The 19,183-nt window shown below is 59.0% G+C and carries 17 protein-coding genes; 10 read left to right on the forward strand and 7 right to left on the reverse strand.

Features of this window, described 5'->3' with window-relative positions:
* The first annotated feature begins 11 nt into the window (after nucleotides 1-11).
* The gene (locus tag HMPREF2614_RS07460) at nucleotides 12-1,196 is read left to right on the forward strand and encodes an acyl-CoA dehydrogenase family protein (RefSeq protein ID WP_038628303.1); all 1,185 of its coding nucleotides are present in this window, start codon (nucleotides 12-14) and stop codon (nucleotides 1,194-1,196) included.
* Nucleotides 1,197-1,710: 514 nt separating this feature from the next.
* Here HMPREF2614_RS07460 and HMPREF2614_RS07465 read toward each other — a convergent pair.
* The 4 genes from HMPREF2614_RS07465 to HMPREF2614_RS07480 all read right to left on the reverse strand — a co-directional run bounded on the left by HMPREF2614_RS07465 (nucleotide 1,711) and on the right by HMPREF2614_RS07480 (nucleotide 4,391).
* Nucleotides 1,711-2,208 carry a hypothetical protein gene (locus HMPREF2614_RS07465; protein WP_070560621.1) on the reverse strand — a complete coding sequence of 166 codons (498 nt, stop codon included), beginning with the start codon at nucleotides 2,206-2,208 and terminating at the stop codon, nucleotides 1,711-1,713.
* A gap of 107 nt (nucleotides 2,209-2,315) precedes the next feature.
* Entirely contained in the window at nucleotides 2,316-2,927 is a 612-nt protein-coding gene (locus HMPREF2614_RS07470) for a suppressor of fused domain protein (RefSeq protein ID WP_070560622.1), read from the reverse strand.
* A gap of 30 nt (nucleotides 2,928-2,957) precedes the next feature.
* Entirely contained in the window at nucleotides 2,958-3,602 is a 645-nt protein-coding gene (locus tag HMPREF2614_RS07475; RefSeq protein WP_070560623.1) for a DUF402 domain-containing protein, read from the reverse strand.
* A gap of 96 nt (nucleotides 3,603-3,698) precedes the next feature.
* Nucleotides 3,699-4,391, reverse strand: a complete 693-nt coding sequence (locus tag HMPREF2614_RS07480) for an Rv1157c family protein (protein WP_038628314.1) — start codon at nucleotides 4,389-4,391, stop codon at nucleotides 3,699-3,701.
* Between the two features lie 635 nt (nucleotides 4,392-5,026).
* Between HMPREF2614_RS07480 and typA the strand changes: the two genes are divergently transcribed.
* The 7 genes from typA to HMPREF2614_RS07515 all read left to right on the forward strand — a co-directional run bounded on the left by typA (nucleotide 5,027) and on the right by HMPREF2614_RS07515 (nucleotide 13,427).
* Nucleotides 5,027-6,940, forward strand: a complete 1,914-nt coding sequence (gene typA / locus HMPREF2614_RS07485; protein WP_038628316.1) for a translational GTPase TypA — start codon at nucleotides 5,027-5,029, stop codon at nucleotides 6,938-6,940.
* A gap of 83 nt (nucleotides 6,941-7,023) precedes the next feature.
* On the forward strand, nucleotides 7,024-9,168 hold the full coding sequence (locus HMPREF2614_RS07490; protein ID WP_038628319.1) for an ABC transporter family substrate-binding protein: 2,145 nt from the start codon (nucleotides 7,024-7,026) through the stop codon (nucleotides 9,166-9,168).
* Between the two features lie 8 nt (nucleotides 9,169-9,176).
* On the forward strand, nucleotides 9,177-10,130 hold the full coding sequence (gene mshB, locus HMPREF2614_RS07495) for an N-acetyl-1-D-myo-inositol-2-amino-2-deoxy-alpha-D-glucopyranoside deacetylase (RefSeq protein WP_038628321.1): 954 nt from the start codon (nucleotides 9,177-9,179) through the stop codon (nucleotides 10,128-10,130).
* Nucleotides 10,123-10,644, forward strand: a complete 522-nt coding sequence (locus tag HMPREF2614_RS07500; protein WP_070560624.1) for a hypothetical protein — start codon at nucleotides 10,123-10,125, stop codon at nucleotides 10,642-10,644. Before mshB ends, HMPREF2614_RS07500 begins: the two co-directional genes overlap by 8 nt.
* Nucleotides 10,645-10,888: 244 nt before the next feature.
* Nucleotides 10,889-11,212 (forward strand): ferredoxin, encoded by a 324-nt coding sequence (fdxA, locus tag HMPREF2614_RS07505; RefSeq protein WP_005509435.1) that lies wholly within the window; start codon nucleotides 10,889-10,891, stop codon nucleotides 11,210-11,212.
* 53 nt (nucleotides 11,213-11,265) lie between these two features.
* The gene (gene dapC, locus HMPREF2614_RS07510) at nucleotides 11,266-12,393 is read left to right on the forward strand and encodes a succinyldiaminopimelate transaminase (RefSeq protein ID WP_038628328.1); all 1,128 of its coding nucleotides are present in this window, start codon (nucleotides 11,266-11,268) and stop codon (nucleotides 12,391-12,393) included.
* 89 nt (nucleotides 12,394-12,482) lie between these two features.
* Nucleotides 12,483-13,427, forward strand: a complete 945-nt coding sequence (locus HMPREF2614_RS07515; protein ID WP_038628331.1) for a pseudouridine synthase — start codon at nucleotides 12,483-12,485, stop codon at nucleotides 13,425-13,427.
* Here the strand turns inward: HMPREF2614_RS07515 and dapD are convergent.
* The 3 genes from dapD to HMPREF2614_RS07530 all read right to left on the reverse strand — a co-directional run bounded on the left by dapD (nucleotide 13,420) and on the right by HMPREF2614_RS07530 (nucleotide 17,027).
* Nucleotides 13,420-14,391: a 2,3,4,5-tetrahydropyridine-2,6-dicarboxylate N-succinyltransferase gene (gene dapD / locus HMPREF2614_RS07520; RefSeq protein WP_038628333.1), complete on the reverse strand. Its 972-nt coding sequence runs from the start codon at nucleotides 14,389-14,391 to the stop codon at nucleotides 13,420-13,422. The two genes, HMPREF2614_RS07515 and dapD, sit on opposite strands and share 8 nt — an antisense overlap.
* Before the next feature lie 116 nt (nucleotides 14,392-14,507).
* Nucleotides 14,508-15,926, reverse strand: coding sequence for an amino acid permease (locus tag HMPREF2614_RS07525; RefSeq protein WP_038628336.1), 1,419 nt, complete (start codon nucleotides 15,924-15,926; stop codon nucleotides 14,508-14,510).
* Nucleotides 15,927-16,034: 108 nt separating this feature from the next.
* Nucleotides 16,035-17,027, reverse strand: a complete 993-nt coding sequence (locus tag HMPREF2614_RS07530; RefSeq protein ID WP_038628339.1) for a 2,3,4,5-tetrahydropyridine-2,6-dicarboxylate N-succinyltransferase — start codon at nucleotides 17,025-17,027, stop codon at nucleotides 16,035-16,037.
* Nucleotides 17,028-17,110: 83 nt separating this feature from the next.
* Here HMPREF2614_RS07530 and HMPREF2614_RS07535 point away from each other — a divergent pair, with 83 nt between their 5' ends.
* Together HMPREF2614_RS07535 and dapE are read left to right on the forward strand one after the other, a co-directional pair.
* Nucleotides 17,111-18,001, forward strand: coding sequence for a hypothetical protein (locus HMPREF2614_RS07535; protein ID WP_235191241.1), 891 nt, complete (start codon nucleotides 17,111-17,113; stop codon nucleotides 17,999-18,001).
* Between the two features lie 5 nt (nucleotides 18,002-18,006).
* Entirely contained in the window at nucleotides 18,007-19,143 is a 1,137-nt protein-coding gene (dapE, locus tag HMPREF2614_RS07540; protein ID WP_038628344.1) for a succinyl-diaminopimelate desuccinylase, read from the forward strand.
* Nucleotides 19,144-19,183: the final 40 nt, after the last annotated feature.

A 19,183-nucleotide genomic window follows, 5' to 3' on the forward strand; every position in this document is an offset into this window, starting at 1 on the left:
GGAACACCCACATGGCTTTGACCCCAGGATTCGACCTGTTCCAGCTGCCAGAGGAGCACCAGGAGCTCCGCGCCGTTATCCGTGATCTGGCGGAGAAGCAGATTGCTCCGTACGCAGCGGACGTCGATGAGAATGAGCGTTTCCCGGAGGAGGCCCTGAAGGCTCTCAACGAGGCTGGCTTCAACGCCGTCCACGTGCCGGAGCAGTTCGGTGGTCAGGGTGCGGACTCGGTTGCGGCCTGCATCGTCATTGAGGAAGTTGCTCGCGTCTGTGGCTCGTCCTCCCTTATCCCGGCTGTGAACAAGCTGGGCACCATGGGCCTGATCCTCAAGGGCTCCGACGAGCTGAAGAGCAAGGTCCTGCCGGACATCGCCAACGGTGAAATGGCTTCCTACGCGCTGACTGAGCGCGAGGCTGGTTCGGATGCCGGGTCCATGAAGACCCGCGCTGTCCGTGAGGGCGATGAGTGGGTCCTCAACGGCTCCAAGTGCTTCATCACCAACGGTGGCCGCTCCACTTGGTACACCGTCATGGCTGTCACCGACCCGGAGAAGGGTGCCAACGGCATCTCCGCATTCATGGTTCACAAGGACGACGAGGGCTTCCGCGTCGGTGGCCTGGAGCACAAGCTGGGCATCAAGGGCTCCCCGACCGCGGAGCTGTACTTCGAAAACTGCCGTATCCCGGCTGACCGCATCATCGGTGAAGAGGGCACTGGTTTCAAGACCGCCCTGGAGACCCTGGACCACACCCGCCCGACCATTGGTGCACAGGCACTGGGTATTGCGCAGGGTGCTTACGACTACGCCGTTGGTTACGTGCAGGAGCGTCAGCAGTTCGGCAAGCCGATTGCTGCTTTCCAGAACACCCAGTTCATGCTGGCTGACATGCGTATGAAGATTGACGCTGCTCGTCTCATGGTCTACACCGCAGCCGCTAACGCTGAGCGTGGCACTGCTGAGGGCGGCGCTCGCCTGGGCATGATGGCCGCAAACGCCAAGGCTTTCGCCTCCGACGTTGCTATGCAGGTCACCACTGACGCTGTGCAGCTGCTCGGTGGTTACGGCTTCACCCGTGACTTCCCGGTTGAGCGCATGATGCGTGACGCCAAGATCACCCAGATCTACGAGGGCACCAACCAGATTTGCCGCATGGTCGCAGGTCGCCAGATTCTCGCAGACGCTCAGAAGCGCTAGTCACCAGTGCAAACGCTAAGCCCTCGCTATCAAGGCGGGGGCTTTTTTCACGCCACCACATCACCCAGAATTTGTCTATTAACCCCAATGCGAGTTACTGACTGCGTTTATGTTTGGCGACCGCGAGCCAATGCGAGTTACTGACTGCGTCTATGACAAAAATGGCCCGAAAAACGGCTTCAAAATGTCATAAACTCGCACAGTTTCACATTTGCAGCCCGTAAGTTTTTGGGATAAGTAGCAAGAAGCATGTCCGGTCGGCGTGTGGCCGGGGTTAGGTTTGTCTCTTAACCCCAGGTTTTCGGCCGTCCCGCACGAGTCCGGCACCACACCATCCACCAGCTCGCCAGCAGCCGCACGCATCAGCCTCGCTAATCACACCCTCATTTCGCCAACCAAGCACAGGTAGCTACAACGATTGCCAGAGTGGGTTGGAGGTCAGGGGCGAAAGCTGGGTTGTGGTTGCCAACAGCGCTGCTCTCATCCGCGAAGCCGCCGAGTCACTAAGAGCTGCCTACGTCGTCACAAAGAACTTCTGGTTTCGCTCGCCACGGTAGGACTGGACGGTTGCAGTTGCGGCGATGATAGAGGCAACAATCAGCAGGCCAGCTGTAATCAAACCGAGCACCGATGAGTCTCCGGAGCGCAACTGGGAAATCGTTCCGACCAGAGTCATTGATGCATTAATGACAAAAACTGCCGCTGCCACGGACAGCACCGTGCGCGCTGCAGTCGATCCTTCAAGGAGTTTGCCAGCAAGCCACCAGCACGCAATCGCCGTTGCCGTCTGCGCGATAATCGCAAACGCGAAGCTCACAGCCAAGCTGGTCTGAGCAGCAGAAATCTCGATGTTGTTGACCTTCGCCGCTTCCGTAACAGTCGCATCCCATTTCAATAGGGAACTGACCACGGTGAGGAGTAGCGCCGGGACGTAAGAATATACCGCCAGCCGCCACCACCTAAAGGACTGCGCCGCATGGTAAGGAACGTCTTTAGCCGAATTGACTGCCATAACTCCACACTCTAAACCACGCTGTCTCGGCGCGAAACGTCACTGCTAGGTTGCACTTATCGCTTGCCGACGAGCAGATAATCGGCAACCGTCGAAAAAGCTAACTTTTATACAGCGCTGGTGCGGTACGGGTCGGTGAAGTCGACACCTTGGGTTTCCCACACGCGACGCAGTTCGTCAACGCCCTTAGCGCGAGCAAGGGCAAATTCGTTGGTTGTGGCCGGGACTGGCTGGAAGATCGTGACTTCGGTTTCCTCTACCACGACCGGCGGGATTTCTGCCTTGAGCAGCACAAAACCGGTGAAGCGCGATTGATCCCACAGTGGCTGGCCGAAGTCGATAAGTGCACCCTCGGTGAGGATGAGGCCTTCGATGCTTGGGGAAGCGGCAAGAATACCCAGCGGGCGGATGACTTCGTCCAGACCACCACGAATAGGCAAGATGAGCTCGGCACGCGGACCAGAGTTGGTGTCCACCACCATTGCGGACGGATCTTGCATTGTCTCGGCACTGCAACCGAGTGTTGCGTAGGTGACAATCCGGCCTGTGTCAGGTCCGAAGCGCAGCATCTTCAGCGGAGCAGAGCCGAGGAAGGTCAGCTGGGCTTCGCCGGGGTTGGACTCTTCAAAGTAGGAGGTAAATGCTGCTCGGACGGCTTTGATAATCGCATTGCCATCAGGGCCGGCGGGAGGGATGGGGCCGGTTAAGTTGTCGAACACGAACGGTACTCCTTTGTTGAGGTGGTAGTTCTAGGCTGCAGGCGAAAGCTCAACAGCGTCAGCCCACGTCGCTTCGAGGTTCAAAGTCTGCATCCACGCATCAATGTTGTCACCGTGTGCAGCGATTGCGGCGCGTGCAGTCAGCGTGGTCTCGATAGCGAGTTCGGTGAGTTCATCGCTAATCAGTCCCTGAGTGTGGGCCGCGACGAGCTCGTCGACATCTTCAACTCGAATCTGTGTGGCCGCATCGACAGGTAGGGGAGCTATGGCCGCAGGGGCGGTCGGTGCCTGCAGGATGTCGAGATACAAATCGGTCATACGCCAGCACTGCGGATCAGTCCGGTCGATGCTGACAATATCGACGTAGCGTTGGTGTTCCACCTTCACGCCCGGGCGGAAGTGATAAATGCTGATGCGCAACCCCTCGTCGGCAAGCAGGAATGACTCAAGATATCCAAACTTTGGATGATCCATCCCACGGCGCATATAGAGGCGGCTGGGCGTGAGAGTTCGAAACTCGTCGACTTTGCGCTGAAAGCCCTTGGGGTCGGTGTTCACCATTTCACGTAGGTCAAAGGTCTCGACTTTTGGAGGATGTGTGTCCTGACTCGAGTGAATCGGGGAGAGTGCAGGAGCTGCCGCGGTCGAAGCCGAAGTGGCCGGTGAAGTGGACATGCGAATACCTTAACGTGTGGGTGCTGCCTTTTTGGGCATAGAAAAGCCCTTTCTGCATACGTGATGCAAAAAGGGCTAGGGGAGAACTAGAAAAACTTAGTTCAGGCCGACCGGGAAGACACCGGCGGTCGGGGTGTAGCTGCAGTTGGTCGGACCAGGCTCTTCCTGAGTGGTGATACCGCCCTGCATGACAGCGATGACCAAGCCCTTGCCCGTGTCAGCGGTGCCGTTGACAGCGCCCGGGCCCTCCTCGGCGTTAATACCGTTGTTCTGCAGGGTGGTCTTGCCGTACTTGCCGTTGGCAACGTTGACCCAGTAGACGTTCATCTCGGTGTTCTGTTCCTTAGCCAGCTGCTTGGTGCCCAGGCCAGTGAAGACGAAGCCAAGCTGGTTCTCCGGAACGCCAGGCAGCGGCAGGTCAGCCGGACCCGGAACGGAGGTGGCCATACCGATGGAGCGGCTTTCGCCACCGATGCACTTGTCAGCCACGGTCGGCAGCAGGAACTGGTTGGTCTTCGGGGCGCCTTCCGGAACCTTGAAGCCCGGCTCGCCGTCGCCCTCACCAGTCAGGAAGTCAATTCCCTTGTTCAGCGCGCTTGAAATTTCCTCAGGAACGCCTGGGGAGTTAATGATGTCGCGCGCGTTGCCGTAAAGATCCGGCGAAGCGATGTTCAGGGAGTCCAGCGAGGGGGAAGCAGAAGCGGCGGGAGTCATGCCCGCAGTGAGAATTGCAGCTGCACCCAAGGTCGCTGCGGCACGGCGAAGGAAGGAGCGTCCAGTCGAAACCACGGTGAAGTACCTCTCATTCGTGGGCTATTGGAGTCGGAATCAAAATTTCGGAATCGTTGCTCATCTTAGAACGACTCCAACGTGAATTGGAAAGATTTGAAAAAGAAATGTTCAGAATCTTCTCAGGAGATTAACGCACGGGTTCCCGCGTGTCGCAAGTCAATCAGAGTGGATAAAGGTGTAGAAAGAGATGATTGTGACAATTGAGGCACACTGCATGCTTATGAGGTTAATGGCGTTTCGCAGCGTGTAAGCGGGTGGAGTCAAGTCTCATCCCGTGGGGTTACAACTATGGCATTTGGTCACATCTATCACATGGTGGGCTGAGAGATTGCCGTCGTGAAGCGTTGTGGTGTGGGTGGATATGCCGTTATGGCTGTCGGTAAAGCGGGGGTGCAGCAAGGGGGTAATTTATGCCTAGGGGCGGCGCGGCAATGCCACTTTGCATGACGGATAGGTGCTCGGGGTTGCGAGAAGCTCTGCCAGATGTGCAGGGCCATTAAGAAGGAGTACACTGTAGAACGCTTTATTACGCGTTGATGCGGGGCGTTAAAGACAGTCACAAAGACAGTCCTTTAGGGCAAGGCCGTATCTTTTTCTTTTAGTCCTCTTAGCTTGTTAGGAGCTATCCGCCTGTGAGCGATACCGAGTTCCGTAATGTCGCCATTGTCGCGCACGTCGACCATGGCAAGACCACTCTCGTGAACGCCATGCTGGAGCAGTCCGGCGTTTTCAGCGACCACGAAGAAGTTGCAGACCGAGTGATGGACTCTGGTGACCTTGAAAAGGAAAAGGGCATCACCATCTTGGCGAAGAACACCGCTATTCGCCGAAAAGGTGAGGGCAAGAACGGCGAAGATCTCATCATCAACGTCATTGACACCCCTGGCCACGCCGACTTCGGTGGTGAGGTGGAGCGAGCGCTGTCCATGGTTGACGGCGTCGTGCTGCTGATTGACTCTTCCGAAGGTCCGTTGCCACAGACTCGCTTCGTGCTGGGCAAGGCCCTGGCTGCGTCCATGCCAGTCATCATTGTGGTCAACAAGACCGACCGTCCAGATGCGCGTATCGACGAGGTTGTTGAGGAAGCCCAGGATCTGCTGCTAGAGCTAGCCTCTACCCTGGAAGACCCGGAAGCTGCTGAGGTCGCAGAGCGCAACCTTGAGCTGCCGGTTCTCTATGCTTCCGGTCGTGCCGGTAAGGCTTCGACGGAGAACCCGGGTAACGGCAACTTGCCGGAGTCTGAGAACCTGCAGCCGCTGTTCGACGTCATCACCGAGGTGCTCCCGGAGCCGTCCGCTGAGATTGATGCCCCGCTGCAGGCGCAGGTTACTAACCTGGACTCCAGCTCCTTCCTTGGTCGAATTGGCCTGATTCGTATTCACAAGGGCCGTATCCGCAAGGGACAGCAGATTTCGTGGATTCACTATGACTCTGATGGCAATGAGCACATCAAGAACGCGAAGGTCGCGGAGCTGTTGCGTACCGTCGGTGTGACCCGTGTTCCTGCTGAAGAGGCCATTGCAGGTGACATCGCTGCTATCTCCGGTATCGATGAGGTCATGATCGGTGACTCTCTCTGTGATGCTGAGCACCCGGATCCGCTGCCACGCATTCTGGTCGATGAGCCGGCAATCTCCATGACGATCGGTGTGAACACCTCGCCACTGGCAGGCCAGGGTGGTGGCGATAAGCTGACCGCTCGTATGGTCAAGGCCCGCCTGGACCAGGAGCTGATCGGTAACGTCTCGCTGCGCGTGCTGCCGACCGAACGCCCGGATGCCTGGGAGGTGCAGGGCCGTGGTGAAATGGCGCTGTCCGTCCTGGTTGAAACCATGCGCCGTGAAGGCTTTGAGCTGACCGTCGGTAAGCCGCAGGTTGTGACCAAGACCGTCGATGGCAAGGTTGAAGAGCCGTACGAGCACTTGACCATCGATGTTCCAGAAGAGCACCTGGGTGCGGTCACCCAGCTGATGGCGGCTCGTAAGGGACGCATGGAACAGATGGGTAACCAGGGCACCGGTTGGGTGCGCATGGAGTTCCTCATTCCGTCCCGCGGTCTGATTGGCTTCCGCACCACTTTCATGACGGAGACCAAGGGCACCGGTATCGCCAACCACTACTCGGCAGGTTATGGCGAGTGGGCAGGCGAGATTAAGGACCGCCCGACTGGTTCGCTGGTGGCTGACCGTACCGGCCAGATCACCGCTTACGCGCTGATCCAGCTTTCTGACCGCGGTACTTTCTTCGTCGAGCCGGGTGACCAGGCCTATGAGGGCATGGTCGTTGGCCAGAATCCGCGTGATGAGGACATGGACATCAACATCACCAAGGAAAAGAAGCTGACGAATATGCGCGCAGCCTCGGCTGATGCGACCGTGACCCTGGAGAAGGCTCACAAGCTCTCCCTCGATGAGGCTATGGAGTTCTGTGGCGCTGACGAGTGTGTTGAGGTCACCCCGGAGGGCATTCGCGTACGCAAGCAGATCCTCAGCGCCACCGATCGCGCTCGCGCCCGTTCTCGCGCGAAGGCAATGAATAAGAAGTAATTCGGGTTACTAGGGGGCTGGGCGACCTGGAAAACCAGTCTCGGGGTAACTGACTCGGCCAGGTGTCGAGTAATCTCGTGAATATGTTTATTCGCAGCCGTCGTCACGCAGCTTCTCGTCGATTTTTCGTAGCATCGACACTCTGCGTGACGGCGGCTTTGGCGTCCTCGTGCATGGCTCGCCCGTCCGACGCTCCGACTGTGCCCGGGCAGCAGGAAGTGCCGGTACAGCAGGAAGACACCGCTGACCAGGCTAAAAAGATGCGTGAAGTCACGGTCGGTGTCGACGAGTTTGTCGAAGGCTTCAATCCGCATTTGCTTGCCGACGTCTCCCCAGTGACCAGCCTGGTAGCGCGACTGACACTGCCCAGTGTTTTCACCCCCGCGCCAGTTGAGGGCGAGGCTGGTGACGCTACTGCCTCCGCGCAAGCTCCCGGAGTGGTGGATAACGCTGCCAATGCCCGTTTGGCAGGTGCTCCCCAGTGGCTGCTCAACTCCGATTTATTGGATTCCGTGCAGGTCATCAGGAACGATGACAGCAAAGACGGCGACACCAGTAATGGAGCTGGAGGCTGGAAAGCAGCCGATGTTGACATCACGGATCCGACGGTAGCGGCAGAGCATGTCCGCTACCGCATTCGAAAGGGGGCGCAGTGGAGCGATGGCACGCCGATTAGCGGCGAGGACTTCCGCTATCTGCATACCCAAGTCACGTCCACTCCAGGATCGTTGGATACAGCGACCTATGAGCTGATTAAATCCATTGATGTCTCTGACGGGGGCCATCAGATTGACGTGACGTTCACTCAGCCGATTACGCATTGGCAGCGCCTGTTTGCGCATCTCTTGCCAGCGCATCTGATGCGGTCGAACACTGATGGTTTTTCCGAAGGGCTGGCCAGTCGTTTCCCGGCTTCCGGTGGGCAGTACACCGTCGAGTCGATGGATGTCGGCCGCAACATTATTCGGCTGGTTCGAAATGACCGATACTGGGGTGAGCAGCCAGCGGCCTCGGAGATTATTACGCTGCGTGCCATGCGTAGTGCCATCGATGGTGCGGAGCAACTGCGTTCGAAGCAGATCCAGGCTGTGCAGGTCCGTCCTACGGAGACATCTGAGCTGACGTATGGTCTGGTCCCCGGTGTTGCTGAGTTTTTCCATGAGCCAAACCGGGAACTGGTTTTCAGTACCAATCTCGCGTCGAACAGGCTTGCCGACGAGTCCGTCCGCCGGGCCATTCTGAGCAGCATCAACGTTGCAGAGGTCTCAGAGGTGGCCACCGGCCGCCGAATTGCGGGTGGTTCTGGTGACGGTGGTGACCAGGAGCGATCCGAGACACCACAGGCTGGTTTTACTGAGGACAATCCGCTACGAATTGGCATCATTAGCGACGGTATAGCGGCACGCGCTGCGGCTTTTGCGGTCGCTGACCAGTTGACTGCAGCTGGTATCCCCGCCACCGTTGTTTCGTATTCTCCAGCGGACATGCTGCGGTCTTCGTTGCCCTACGGAACTGTCGATGCCGTGGTGGCATGGGCAGAGCAGCCCAATTCTGTCCAGGCGGCCCGGGAACGCTATACGTGTACGGAAGGCTCGGTCAGCTCGCTGCCGCCGAAGGACCTGGACGAAGCGGGCGCAGAGTCGGCTGCTGAGTCTGAGTCCGAGTCTGATTCTGAGCGTGTCGACAGTTCGACAAAGCCTGCGCCAAGTAGAGATCGGGAAAAGAGTGCTGAAGAGCAGGGCTCGTCGGACGGGACAACACCATCTGAGCAGTCCAAATCTTCTACCTCAGCGGAGCCGGCTGACCTAAATGGAGTACCAGTTGCTCCGAAATCGGCTGCTCGGAGCGAGAATCTCTCCGGTCTTTGTGACCCACAGATTGATGAACTGCTCGCTCCCGACAGTTCTGCGTTGCCCGCTGAACTCGCCGATATCATTGCTGGCCACAGTATCGAGCTGACCTTGGTGAAAGACGGCTTGCTGACGGTGGTCAGCCCGGAAATTACAATTACCGGGAGGAGGGACTCTTCGCAGTGGACCGATGACCCAGTGTTGGGCCGCCTCGGTGTTCTGGGCGAGGTTCGCCGTGTCTCGACACAGAGTGGGGCTCGAGAATCGTCTGAGAATTCTCAGCCGGGAGATGATCCGCGCGAAGATACAGAGCAGGACGGTTCGGGGCAGAACCAAGATGGCCGCGATAACGTCGACCAGGAGAACAAGGGGAAGTAAGAAAGTCCGTGAAGTTACTTTTTGTTCACGCACATCCAGATGACGAGTCCATTTGGACAGGTGGTTTGATTGCGGCTGCCGCGCGGTCCGGAGCGTCGGTAAGCGTAGTGACCTGCACGATGGGCGAGCTGGGAGAGGTCATCGGCGCGCCGTACCAGGGGCTAGTTGCTGATGAAGCCGACCAGTTGGGCGGTTTCCGCGTCGCCGAGTTGCGCTCGGCGCTGCGTGCGCTTGGGGCCAATGCTCCAGAAAATGCGCCGCGGTTCCTCGGTGGTGCCGGGCGTTGGCGTGACTCCGGTATGGCCGGTGACAAGGGCAATGAGCATCCCCGTGCGTTCGTGAACTCAGGTGATGAGGCGGTCGCCCAGCTTCGCACCATCCTCGATGAGCTGCAGCCAGACCTGGTCATTACCTACGATGCTGATGGTGGCTATGGGCATCCGGACCACATTCGTGCGCACGATATCACTGTCGCGGCGTGCGGAAATCGCTTTCCGACGCTGTGGGCGGTCACCGATCGTGAGGCAATGGCGGCGGGGCTGGATGCCATTACCGTGGTACCGGAGAGCTGGCAGTCGTGCGATATCGACGACTTCGCCACCGTGACTGGCCATTTCGAGGTTCAGCTGGATGACGCCGCTGTGGCTGCCAAGGTTGAGGCCATGCGCGCGCATGCGACGCAGGTGTGGTTCGCCGATGGTTCCGTCAGCGAGGTCAATCCGGATGCTGTCTATGGGCAGACCGATGGCTCTGGTCGTGCGCGAGCCGTCTGGGCGTTTTCCAATTTGCTGTGTCAACCGGTGACGCCGACTGAGGCATACCGTTTTGGTACGGCGACCGCTGCGTCCATGGAAGCGCTAGGGGAGCTGGTGAATATCCGATTACTGTCGGAGCCGGTAGCGAGCGTCGAGTCGGTACCGGGCGTGGATCTGGCGGCGGAGGGGAGTGCGGACGATGAGTGACTTTCAACCTCACGAAAGCGAAGACTTGATTAACGCTGCTGGCGGAAAGTTGAAAAACGAGCGCTTGAGTATTGAAAAGCGCACGTTTGGAGATGAGCGCTATTGGGGCGATCCGGAACGTTCGCAGCCACGCGAGAACTTCCATCAGGGGGAAGCCACGGTAGCGCTGGTCTGGCTGTCGCTGGCTGCGCTGGCAACGCTGGTGATTGAGGTAGTTTTCCTCGGAGCGTGGATTACCATCGGCTCGGTTGCTATTCCGTTGCCGTGGATTATTCCGTTGGCCTATATTGCCAATCTGGTTATCACCAATACAGCGTTGCTGTGGACTCGTGATCGTTCTAAAGCTGCGATTCCGACTGTCATCTGGGTGCTGGGCTTTGCAGGCATTTTGCTGTGGGCAGTGCTGCCCTTCGGTGGTGATTTGGCAATAGGGCAGTGGTTGCGAACAGTTCTGCTGCTTGTTTGCGGTGTGCTGGGCGGTGCCTGGCCACTGCGCCATCTGCGGGCACTCTAACGGAAAATGCAGCGGAACCTGCAGTCGATGCTGCAGGAGACGGTGGGGAACTGATGCAGGGCAGGCCTGCATGAATGCGCATCTTTCTGGAGCTAGTTGATAACAACACCCACGTTGGGTGTAGACTCCAATCTGAATATACCGCTCTGTCTATTTTGCTCTGTTTCTCGTTGGAACGGCATAATCGACAGATAGCGAAAGCCTCATCCCATATCTTGTGAGAAAGGTTCTTAAACCTAAAACCATGACTTACATCATTGCCCAGCCATGTGTTGACGTCCTCGACCGTGCCTGTGTCGAGGAGTGCCCGGTTGACTGCATTTACGAGGGCAAGCGCATGCTCTACATTCATCCTGATGAGTGCGTGGACTGTGGCGCTTGTGAACCGGTCTGCCCAGTCGAGGCCATCTTCTATGAGGACGATGTTCCGGATGAGTGGGTTGAATTCATCGATGCCAATGTCGACTGGTTCGATGAGCTGGGTTCCCCAGGCGGTGCCGCCAAGCTCGGCCCCCAGGACTTCGATGTGCCATTCGTGGCAGCTCTGCCGCCACAGGCAGAAGACTAAAGCCACAGAGGACTAAACCTATTTCTTTCCCGGGAAGGATTTCATCACCGCCCATGTCAGCTGCCCGCAAGCGCGTAACTCCCGGTTCTCTTTTGCCTCAGTTTCCGTGGGATTCTCTCACGCGGGCGAAAGCCACTGTGGCTGCGCATGAAGAGGGCATGGTGAATCTCTCGGTCGGCACACCGGTCGATGAAGTCGCGTCGATAATCCGGCAGGGCCTTTCCGAAGGCGCTGCCGCACCGGGTTATCCTCAGACCGTCGGCACGCCTGAGTTACGCGCGGCGATTGTTGCAGCGATGGCGCGGCGTTACGGCGTGACGGGACTGGAGTCAGCGGTCAACGGCGGCAATGTGCTTCCGGTCATCGGTACCAAGGAAGCGATTGGCTGGCTTCCTTTCCTCCTCGGTGTGGGCGTGGGGCATACCGTCGTCATCCCCGAGCTGGCATATCCCACCTACGAGGTTGGCGTTCGCATCGCAGGCGCTGAGCTGCTGCGTGCGGACTCGCTGACGCAAATCGGCCCCGCCTCGCCGACACTGATGTTCATCAATTCCCCGGGCAACCCCAACGGCAAGGTCCTCGGTGTTGAACACCTGCGCAAGGTGGTTGAGTGGGCTCGTGCTCGGGACGTCATCGTCGCCTCTGACGAGTGCTATCTGGGGCTCGGTTGGACTGAACAGCCAGTCAGTATTCTCGACCCGCGAGTGTGCGACGGTGATTTCACCAACCTGCTGGCTATCCACTCACTGTCCAAGACGTCGAACATGGCGTCGTACCGCACCGGCTGGTTCGCCGGCGATGCGGACCTTATTGCCGAGCTGGTTTCCGTGCGCCGTCACATGGGACTGATGATGCCGGGACCCATCCAGCACGCCACGATCGCCGCGCTTAACGACGACTCCCACGAGGCCGAACAAAAGCAGCGTTACAGTGACCGCCGTGAGATTCTGCGGGATGCACTGGTAGCCGCAGGTTTTCGTGTCGATGACTCCGAGGGCGGGCTCTATCTGTGGGTTACTCGCGGGGAAGACTGCTGGCAGACGGTTGATTGGCTGGCCGAACGCGGCATCCTGGTCGCGCCGGGTAGCTTCTACGGCCCCAAGGGTGCACAGCACGTGCGGGTGGGGCTCACAGCGACGCTCGACGATATCGAAGTGGCCGCGGCGCGCATTCGCGGCTAGCTCGGCCAGATGTGCTGGCCCGAGTAGGCCGAATGCTGCAAACGGTGCCGACATCGGCATAGACCAAATCATAAAAAGGGGAGTGTGCCGTGGGACGTGCCGCAGGCAATCGCGATGCCTGGTGGGGACTTGAGAAGAACCGTCAGGCAGCGCAAGTCGATGCCGCCGCTCACGAGCGCGAGGAGTACATCCCCTTTGAGCCGGCAATTGTGGCCGACACTGATGAGTTTTTGGTCGTAGACAAGCCACCTTTTCTGCCAGCGACCCCCAATGGCCGCATCGTGGCCAATACCGTGCAGGAGCGCCTGCGACGTAGTCTCGGGGAATCGGAGATTGTGGCCGTTCACCGCCTGGACCTGCTGACCAGCGGGCTCCTGTTGCTCTCTCGGAATCCGGCTACCCGTGCGCGCTACCAGCAGCTTTTCCAAAACCAGGAAATCACCAAAGAATACGAATGCCTCACCGTGATGCCCGATGATTGGCATGCGGGAGAAAGCAGGGAAGTCACACTCCTGCTCGACCCCAACCCGGCAGAGCACGGAGTAAAAGTTGTGGAGACCAATGATCCCGCACGCGCCGCTGCGAAGAATCCCAAGCTCAAGCTCGCACACACAACAGTGACCTTCCTAGGTCCGGTAGCGGCGGATATCGGCGATGTGCTGGCGAGCAGCCGTGGCGGTGGTGCGACCAGCGCCAGCATTCCGCTGCATGCAGTCGGCTGTGGTTGCGGGCATTGCGGCAGCCGCATGCAGGTAGGGCACTGGCGGCTACAGCCCCATACGGGCCGCACACATCAGCTGCGGGCGACGATGGACTGGCTAGGCTATCCCATTCTCGGTGAGGACACGTATGGCCGAGAGGTTAGGACGCAGGAGCCGTCGGCAAGCGCGGGCAGCGCGCCAAGGTACACGCCGCAGTTGCGCCTGACGGCGACCGCATTGGCGTTCATCGACCCCGTCACTGGTGAGCGATGTGCCTACCGGAGCGCGCGGAATATTTCGGCCCCGGCAGACGTGCCGACCACCGTTAGTTAGCGTGCAGCTCGGCGCTGAGCTTCACCTTTTCGGCAGCCCACGGCACAACCTCGACTGCACCAGAGAGTGAATTGCGGCGGAAGAGCATATTCGATCCGCCCGAAAGCTCGCGGGCCTTGAGCGTCTTCTTCACGCCGTCCAGGGCAACGTGACACTTGGTGCCGGCGGTGATGTAGAGCCCGGCTTCCAGTACGCAGTCATCGCCGAGCGAGATGCCGAGTCCAGCGTTCGCACCGAGTAGGCATCGCTTGCCGACGGACACAACTTCCTTACCTCCGCCGGATAGTGTGCCCATGATGGACGCTCCACCGCCGATATCGGAGCCGTCGTCGACGATGACGCCCTGGGAGATACGGCCTTCCACCATGGAGTGTCCAAGCGTGCCTGCGTTGAAGTTGACGAAGCCCTCGTGCATAACTGTGGTGCCCTCAGCGAGGTGGGCTCCAAGGCGCACGCGGTCAGCGTCACCGATGCGGACTCCGGTGGGAGTGACGTAGTCGACCATGCGGGGGAATTTATCGATGGAGTAGACGGTGACAGGCCCGCGGCGTGACAGCTTGGCTCGGGTTACCTCGAAGCCTTCGACAGCACAGGGGCCAAAATTGGTCCACGCCACATTGTTGAGCTTGCCGAAGATACCGTCCAGGTTGATGCTGTTGGGCACAACCAGGCGGTGGGAGAGCAGATGGAGGCGCAGGTAGGCATCGATGGTGTCGACTGGTGCGTCATCGAGTGAAGCGATGGTAGCTGTGACCAGACGGCGTGTGGTACCGCGGTCCGCATCGGCTACGGCCAGGTCTGCGAGGTAGGTGAAATCTTCGGGGAGCGCGTCGGTGTCAATGGTTCCGGTCGTGGTGGAGGTTGCCGTGCCCTCTTCGATGAGCTTGGGGGCGGGGAACCAGACGTCGAGAACAGTATCGTTGTTAAAAGTGGCAATGCCGGTAGCTTGTGCTCCAAATTTCATGGAAAACAGGCTACCGGCATATCCCTATCTATGAAAAGTGTTCCGCAAATGTGTAGTAAGGAAGTGTTCGGATAGGGGTAGCAGGGCGGTTAGGCCCTGCGATTAGTTGTCATGGGCTAGTTGCTATCGCTGGGCTCGAAGGCCTCGCGAGCCGCGGTGCGGCTCTTCTTAGTCAGTGCAGCGAGCACCGCAAGGAACGCAGTAACACACACTACGGCGATAACCTGCTGGCGAGCACCAGAATCGGTGAGCATGCCAACAGCGAGGCCCAGGATCAGGATGACCGCTACCCAGGACAGTGCCGGGTAGGCCCACATGCGAACGGAAAGCTCGTTGTTGGCCTCCATCTGCGGGCGCAGCTTAATCTCGGACAGGGCAATGACCAGCCAGATCACCAGCAAGCAGCCGCCGACAGCGTTCAGCAGGAAGACCAGGACACTCGAGCCGTCGAAGACAACCTGCAGGCCAACAGAGACGAAGGCGAAGACCATCGACATGATGACCGCACGGTTCGGAACTGCGTGCTCATTGGTGTGGGCGAAGAAGCGCGGTGCCTCACCGCGGGTGGACATCGAGTAGACCAGGCGAGAGGTGGCGTAAATCTGAGCGTTGAATGCGGACAGCAGCGCCAGAACGATAATGGCCTCCATGAAGCCAACCGCACCTGGAATGTTCGCCTGCTTTAGAACCTGGGTGAACGGCGACTCAGCTGCGGAGTCAGCGCCGTCGATCTGGGAGTACGGCAACAGCAGGATGATGACGGTCACGCAGCCCAGGTAGAACACAGAGATGCGGAAGATTACCGAGCGGACAGCAGCAGCGATGGAGCGCTGCGGATCCTCGGCCTCAGCAGCGGCAATCGTGACAATCTCGATACCGCCGAAGGCGAAGGCCACAGCCAACAGACCAGCGGCAATGCCGGAAACGCCATTCGGGAGGAATCCGGATTCGGCAATATGCGTCGTACCGACGAAGCTGGTACCTGGCAGCAGACCGAAGAAAAGAAGGACGCCAATAACCAAGAACGCGATAATCACCGCGACCTTGATGAACGCGAACCAGAACTCAAACTCGCCGAAACCGCGCACATTCGCCAAATTCACTACAGCGAAGAAGACAACACAAATCAGGCCTGGAATCCAGCCCGGAATACCGAACCACGCACCCATGATGGCACCGGCGCCGGTGATTTCAGCACCGAGCACCATGATGAGCATGAACCAGTAGAGCCAACCGAGGACAAAGCCAGCCGAAGAACCAAAGGCCATCTCAGCATAGGTGGAGAAGCTACCCGGTGTCGGGCGGGCAGCGGCCATCTCGCCGAGCATCTGCATGACGAGGACGACAATGAAGCCAGCGATGACGTAGGAAATGAGAACACCCGGGCCAGCTGCCTTAATGCCGACGCCCGTACCAAGGAAAAGACCGGCACCGATTGCGGAGCCAAGACCCATCATGGTCAGGTGTCGAACCTGCAGCCCCTTGCCCAGCTGAGTTGTCTCGCCGGAGGTGGAGGTAATTTGCGATTCGGTCATGTCGCAAACATTACCTCGCTGATAACAGGGGCAATAACCGTATTACGGGTTTACCCCCATTCACCGTTTCGGGGTCCATTAATGTGCCTTCAAGACACCTAAAGTAGGTTATCCGGCCAGCTCATCCGGCACGTCGGCAAGCTGAGTGAAAGTAGCGGCACCTTCGTCATTGCCCGGGCGTTCCGTGCGGCGGACGCACACCGCCGAGTGGTCCGGGTGATGGTAGAAGTGCATATTGTTGCGGCCGGAGATTTCCCATGCCTGAATACGGCGGTTCTCTGCGGGGACATCGATGGGCGTATCGGGGGCAATGAGGATGCTTCGGTCAATAATGCAGTCATTACCGAGGCTGACGCCGACGGTGCCGGCCGCGATATCGATGTGGCAGCGCTCGCCAACCGTGAGCGGCTTACGCTGACCGGAATCGTCGTGAGCGGCAATGATGGAGGCCGACAGCCCCACCTTCGTGTGCGCGCCAATGACAACACCGGAGGATAGACGTCCCTCAATCTTGCATGGGCCCAGAGTGCCCGAGTTCAGCGAGACAAATCCCTCGCGCAGTACTGACGTACCCGGTGCCAGATAAGCGCCCAACCGCACGCGCTCGGCCTCTGCAATGCGGACACCTGCGGGCAGCACATAGTCGACCATGCGCGGCATACGGTCGATGGCGTAGACGTGAATCAGGCCGCGGACGCGCAAGTGGGTACGCAGTTGCTCGAAGTTGTCCGGCAGGCATGGCCCCTTGTTGGTCCACGCCACGACGTGGAGCAGCTCGTAGAGCCCCTTGGTGTTTAGCTGGTGCGGCTTGACCAGGCGGTGGGAGAGCAAATGCAGGCGCAGGTAGGCATCGTGCGGGTCGACAGCCGGCTTGGACAAATCCTCAATGGACGTGCGCACTGCCACCTGCTCCACGCGGCGATCCTCGTCCAAAATCACCTGACGAAGCAGCTGTGGGGTCAAATCAGCGGCGCCGAGCCGGTGAGTGCTCGACTCTACGACCTCATCGCTTAACTGAGGTGCGGGAAACCAAGTATCGAGAACTGTACCGTCCATTGCGATGTTGGCGATTCCCGTAGCGACAGCACCAGATGTAATCATGATTCTTAATATTAGTATCCCTTAGAGGAATCTTCGCGGAAGGATGAACTATGCCCCTAGCTGGCCTTGAAAGCACACAGAAAATGAAGCAGTGGTTCTTAGTTAGCCTCATCATTGCTGTCAGTGTGCTCGGACTCGGCTTCGTCCTGGCCCTGCCGGTGGTCTTCTATGTCGGATTCGCACTGCTGAGTGCTTGGATTCTTGCCGTAGCCAGCTTCTTTGGTTTCGTTTTGCCACCGCGAGCAATGCCAATTGGGGCAGTCGGCGTGGTGATTGCCGCAGTGGTTGCGCTCATCGCGCCGAACCGTCTTGTGCTGGTTATCGCAGTTGCCATCGCAGTGGGGCTCGGTGGTGGCATGATCGCCCGTCTTCTGCTGGAGCGCAAGAACCGCGATCAGCAGGCACGCATCGACGCTCTGCCAATGTGGGAGCGCGATGAGCTGGGCGATGTCGCCGAAACGCTTCGTCCTGCTTATCGACGAGACATCGATCCCACTCCAGTGCAGCTGCCACATGCAACGGCCAAGATTGTCGCGGCCGTCTGCAAGCCGTTGGCCGGTTCTACGGTGATTGTCAGCACGAATGAGCTTCGTCCGGTGATTGCGGTCTATGGCTCCCGTGTGGCTGTGGTCTATGGACCCGGCGCGGGCGTTGTCGAGGAAGAAAGCGGCAACGGAGAGGTGACCGATTCTGCGGGGGAGGAGCGGGCGCTGGGGTCGTCGGCAAGCGAAACTCCGGAGGAAATCATTGCCCAAACTCTCCCGGAAGGAGCGAAAACCCTGGTCTTTGAGGTGGCTGATGGGCTTAAGCGTCCGGCGGAGGGGAGAGTTGGTGTGACCTCCGCCGAACCGCATGAGCTGGCGCTGTTCCTCGGCGGTGGCGCGCCTGCCAATGGGGATGCGATCAATGGTCGTGCGGCGCATATTCATCACAAAATTCTAGTTTCGCTGGCGCACAATGGTTTGTACGCTTAATTGATGTGAAATCGAAGTTAAATCTGCTCCAAGATCCTGTCGACCTCACGGCGGCACTGGTTGACATCGAATCGGTGTCCCACAATGAGACCGCGATTGCGGATGCCGTCGAGGTGGCATTGCGTGAGGTAGCGCAGGCAGATAAGTCGATTGAGGTCCTGCGCATCGATAACAACGTGATTGCGCGGACTCATCGCGGGTTGCCGCAGCGCGTGATTTTGGCAGGGCACCTGGATACGGTGCCGACTGCGGGCAATGTGCCTTCGACGCGTGGGGTAGACGCGCAGGGGAGAGACACGCTCTTTGGCTGCGGAACTGTGGATATGAAAAGCGGGGACGCGGTCTATCTGCATGCTTTTGCGACGCTAGCGGCAAACCAGGAGCTGCAGCGCGACCTGACGCTCATCATGTACGAATGCGAAGAAATCGCCGCGGAGTTCAACGGGTTGCGGCACTTGAGTGAGTCGCATCCGGAGCTTCTGACTGGCGATGTCGCTCTGCTGGGCGAGCCCAGCGGCAATGTCATCGAAGCCGGTTGTCAGGGCTCTATTCGCCTGCGTTTGACCGCTCACGGCACACGTGCGCACTCGGCTCGGGCGTGGCTCGGCGACAATGCCGTGCACAAGTTAGCGCCGGTGCTGTCACGCATTGCCGCCTATGAACCGCAGACTGTGGACATCGATGGCTTGGCCTACCGCGAAGGGCTCAACGTCGTCTGGCTGGAAGCCGGGGTTGCTACCAATACGCTTCCCGACGAGGCGGTGCTGCGAGTCAACTTCCGATTCGCGCCCAACCGCAGCGCCGATGAGGCTATGGCACACTTCCGCGAGGTGCTGGGGCTCGACGAGTTCGCGGCCGAGGACCTCACTGTCGATGTCGAGGATGTGAGCCCTGGGGCGCTGCCTGGACTGCATGCGGCTGCTGCGAAGGAGTTGGTTGCGGTCGCAGGCGACGTCGTAAAGCCCAAGTTTGGGTGGACCGATGTGGCGCGTTTTTCGGCGCTCGGCATTCCTGCGGTGAACTTTGGCCCGGGTGACCCGGCGTACTGCCACAAGAAGGATGAGCAGATTCCGGTCGAGTGCATAGCGGCACTGTGGGAGGATTTGCGGCGGTATTTGACCACCGCGCCGGTGGCTGAGTGAGCCTAGAATCACACCCCGCCCTCGCCGAGCGGGTGCGCGT

It is taken from the genome of Corynebacterium sp. HMSC074C11 (assembly GCF_001809455.1).
Lineage (GTDB): Bacteria > Actinomycetota > Actinomycetes > Mycobacteriales > Mycobacteriaceae > Corynebacterium > Corynebacterium amycolatum.

Coding starts and splice junctions, on each gene's coding strand:
- HMPREF2614_RS07460 (WP_038628303.1), top strand. CDS start 12: ATGGCTTTGACCCCAGGATTCGACCTGTTCCAGCTGCCAGAGGAGCAC.
- HMPREF2614_RS07465 (WP_070560621.1), bottom strand. CDS start 2,208: ATGGCAGTCAATTCGGCTAAAGACGTTCCTTACCATGCGGCGCAGTCC.
- HMPREF2614_RS07475 (WP_070560623.1), bottom strand. CDS start 3,602: ATGTCCACTTCACCGGCCACTTCGGCTTCGACCGCGGCAGCTCCTGCA.
- HMPREF2614_RS07490 (WP_038628319.1), top strand. CDS start 7,024: ATGTTTATTCGCAGCCGTCGTCACGCAGCTTCTCGTCGATTTTTCGTA.
- HMPREF2614_RS07500 (WP_070560624.1), top strand. CDS start 10,123: ATGAGTGACTTTCAACCTCACGAAAGCGAAGACTTGATTAACGCTGCT.
- fdxA (WP_005509435.1), top strand. CDS start 10,889: ATGACTTACATCATTGCCCAGCCATGTGTTGACGTCCTCGACCGTGCC.
- dapC (WP_038628328.1), top strand. CDS start 11,266: ATGTCAGCTGCCCGCAAGCGCGTAACTCCCGGTTCTCTTTTGCCTCAG.
- dapD (WP_038628333.1), bottom strand. CDS start 14,391: ATGAAATTTGGAGCACAAGCTACCGGCATTGCCACTTTTAACAACGAT.
- HMPREF2614_RS07525 (WP_038628336.1), bottom strand. CDS start 15,926: ATGACCGAATCGCAAATTACCTCCACCTCCGGCGAGACAACTCAGCTG.
- HMPREF2614_RS07530 (WP_038628339.1), bottom strand. CDS start 17,027: ATGATTACATCTGGTGCTGTCGCTACGGGAATCGCCAACATCGCAATG.
- HMPREF2614_RS07535 (WP_235191241.1), top strand. CDS start 17,111: ATGAAGCAGTGGTTCTTAGTTAGCCTCATCATTGCTGTCAGTGTGCTC.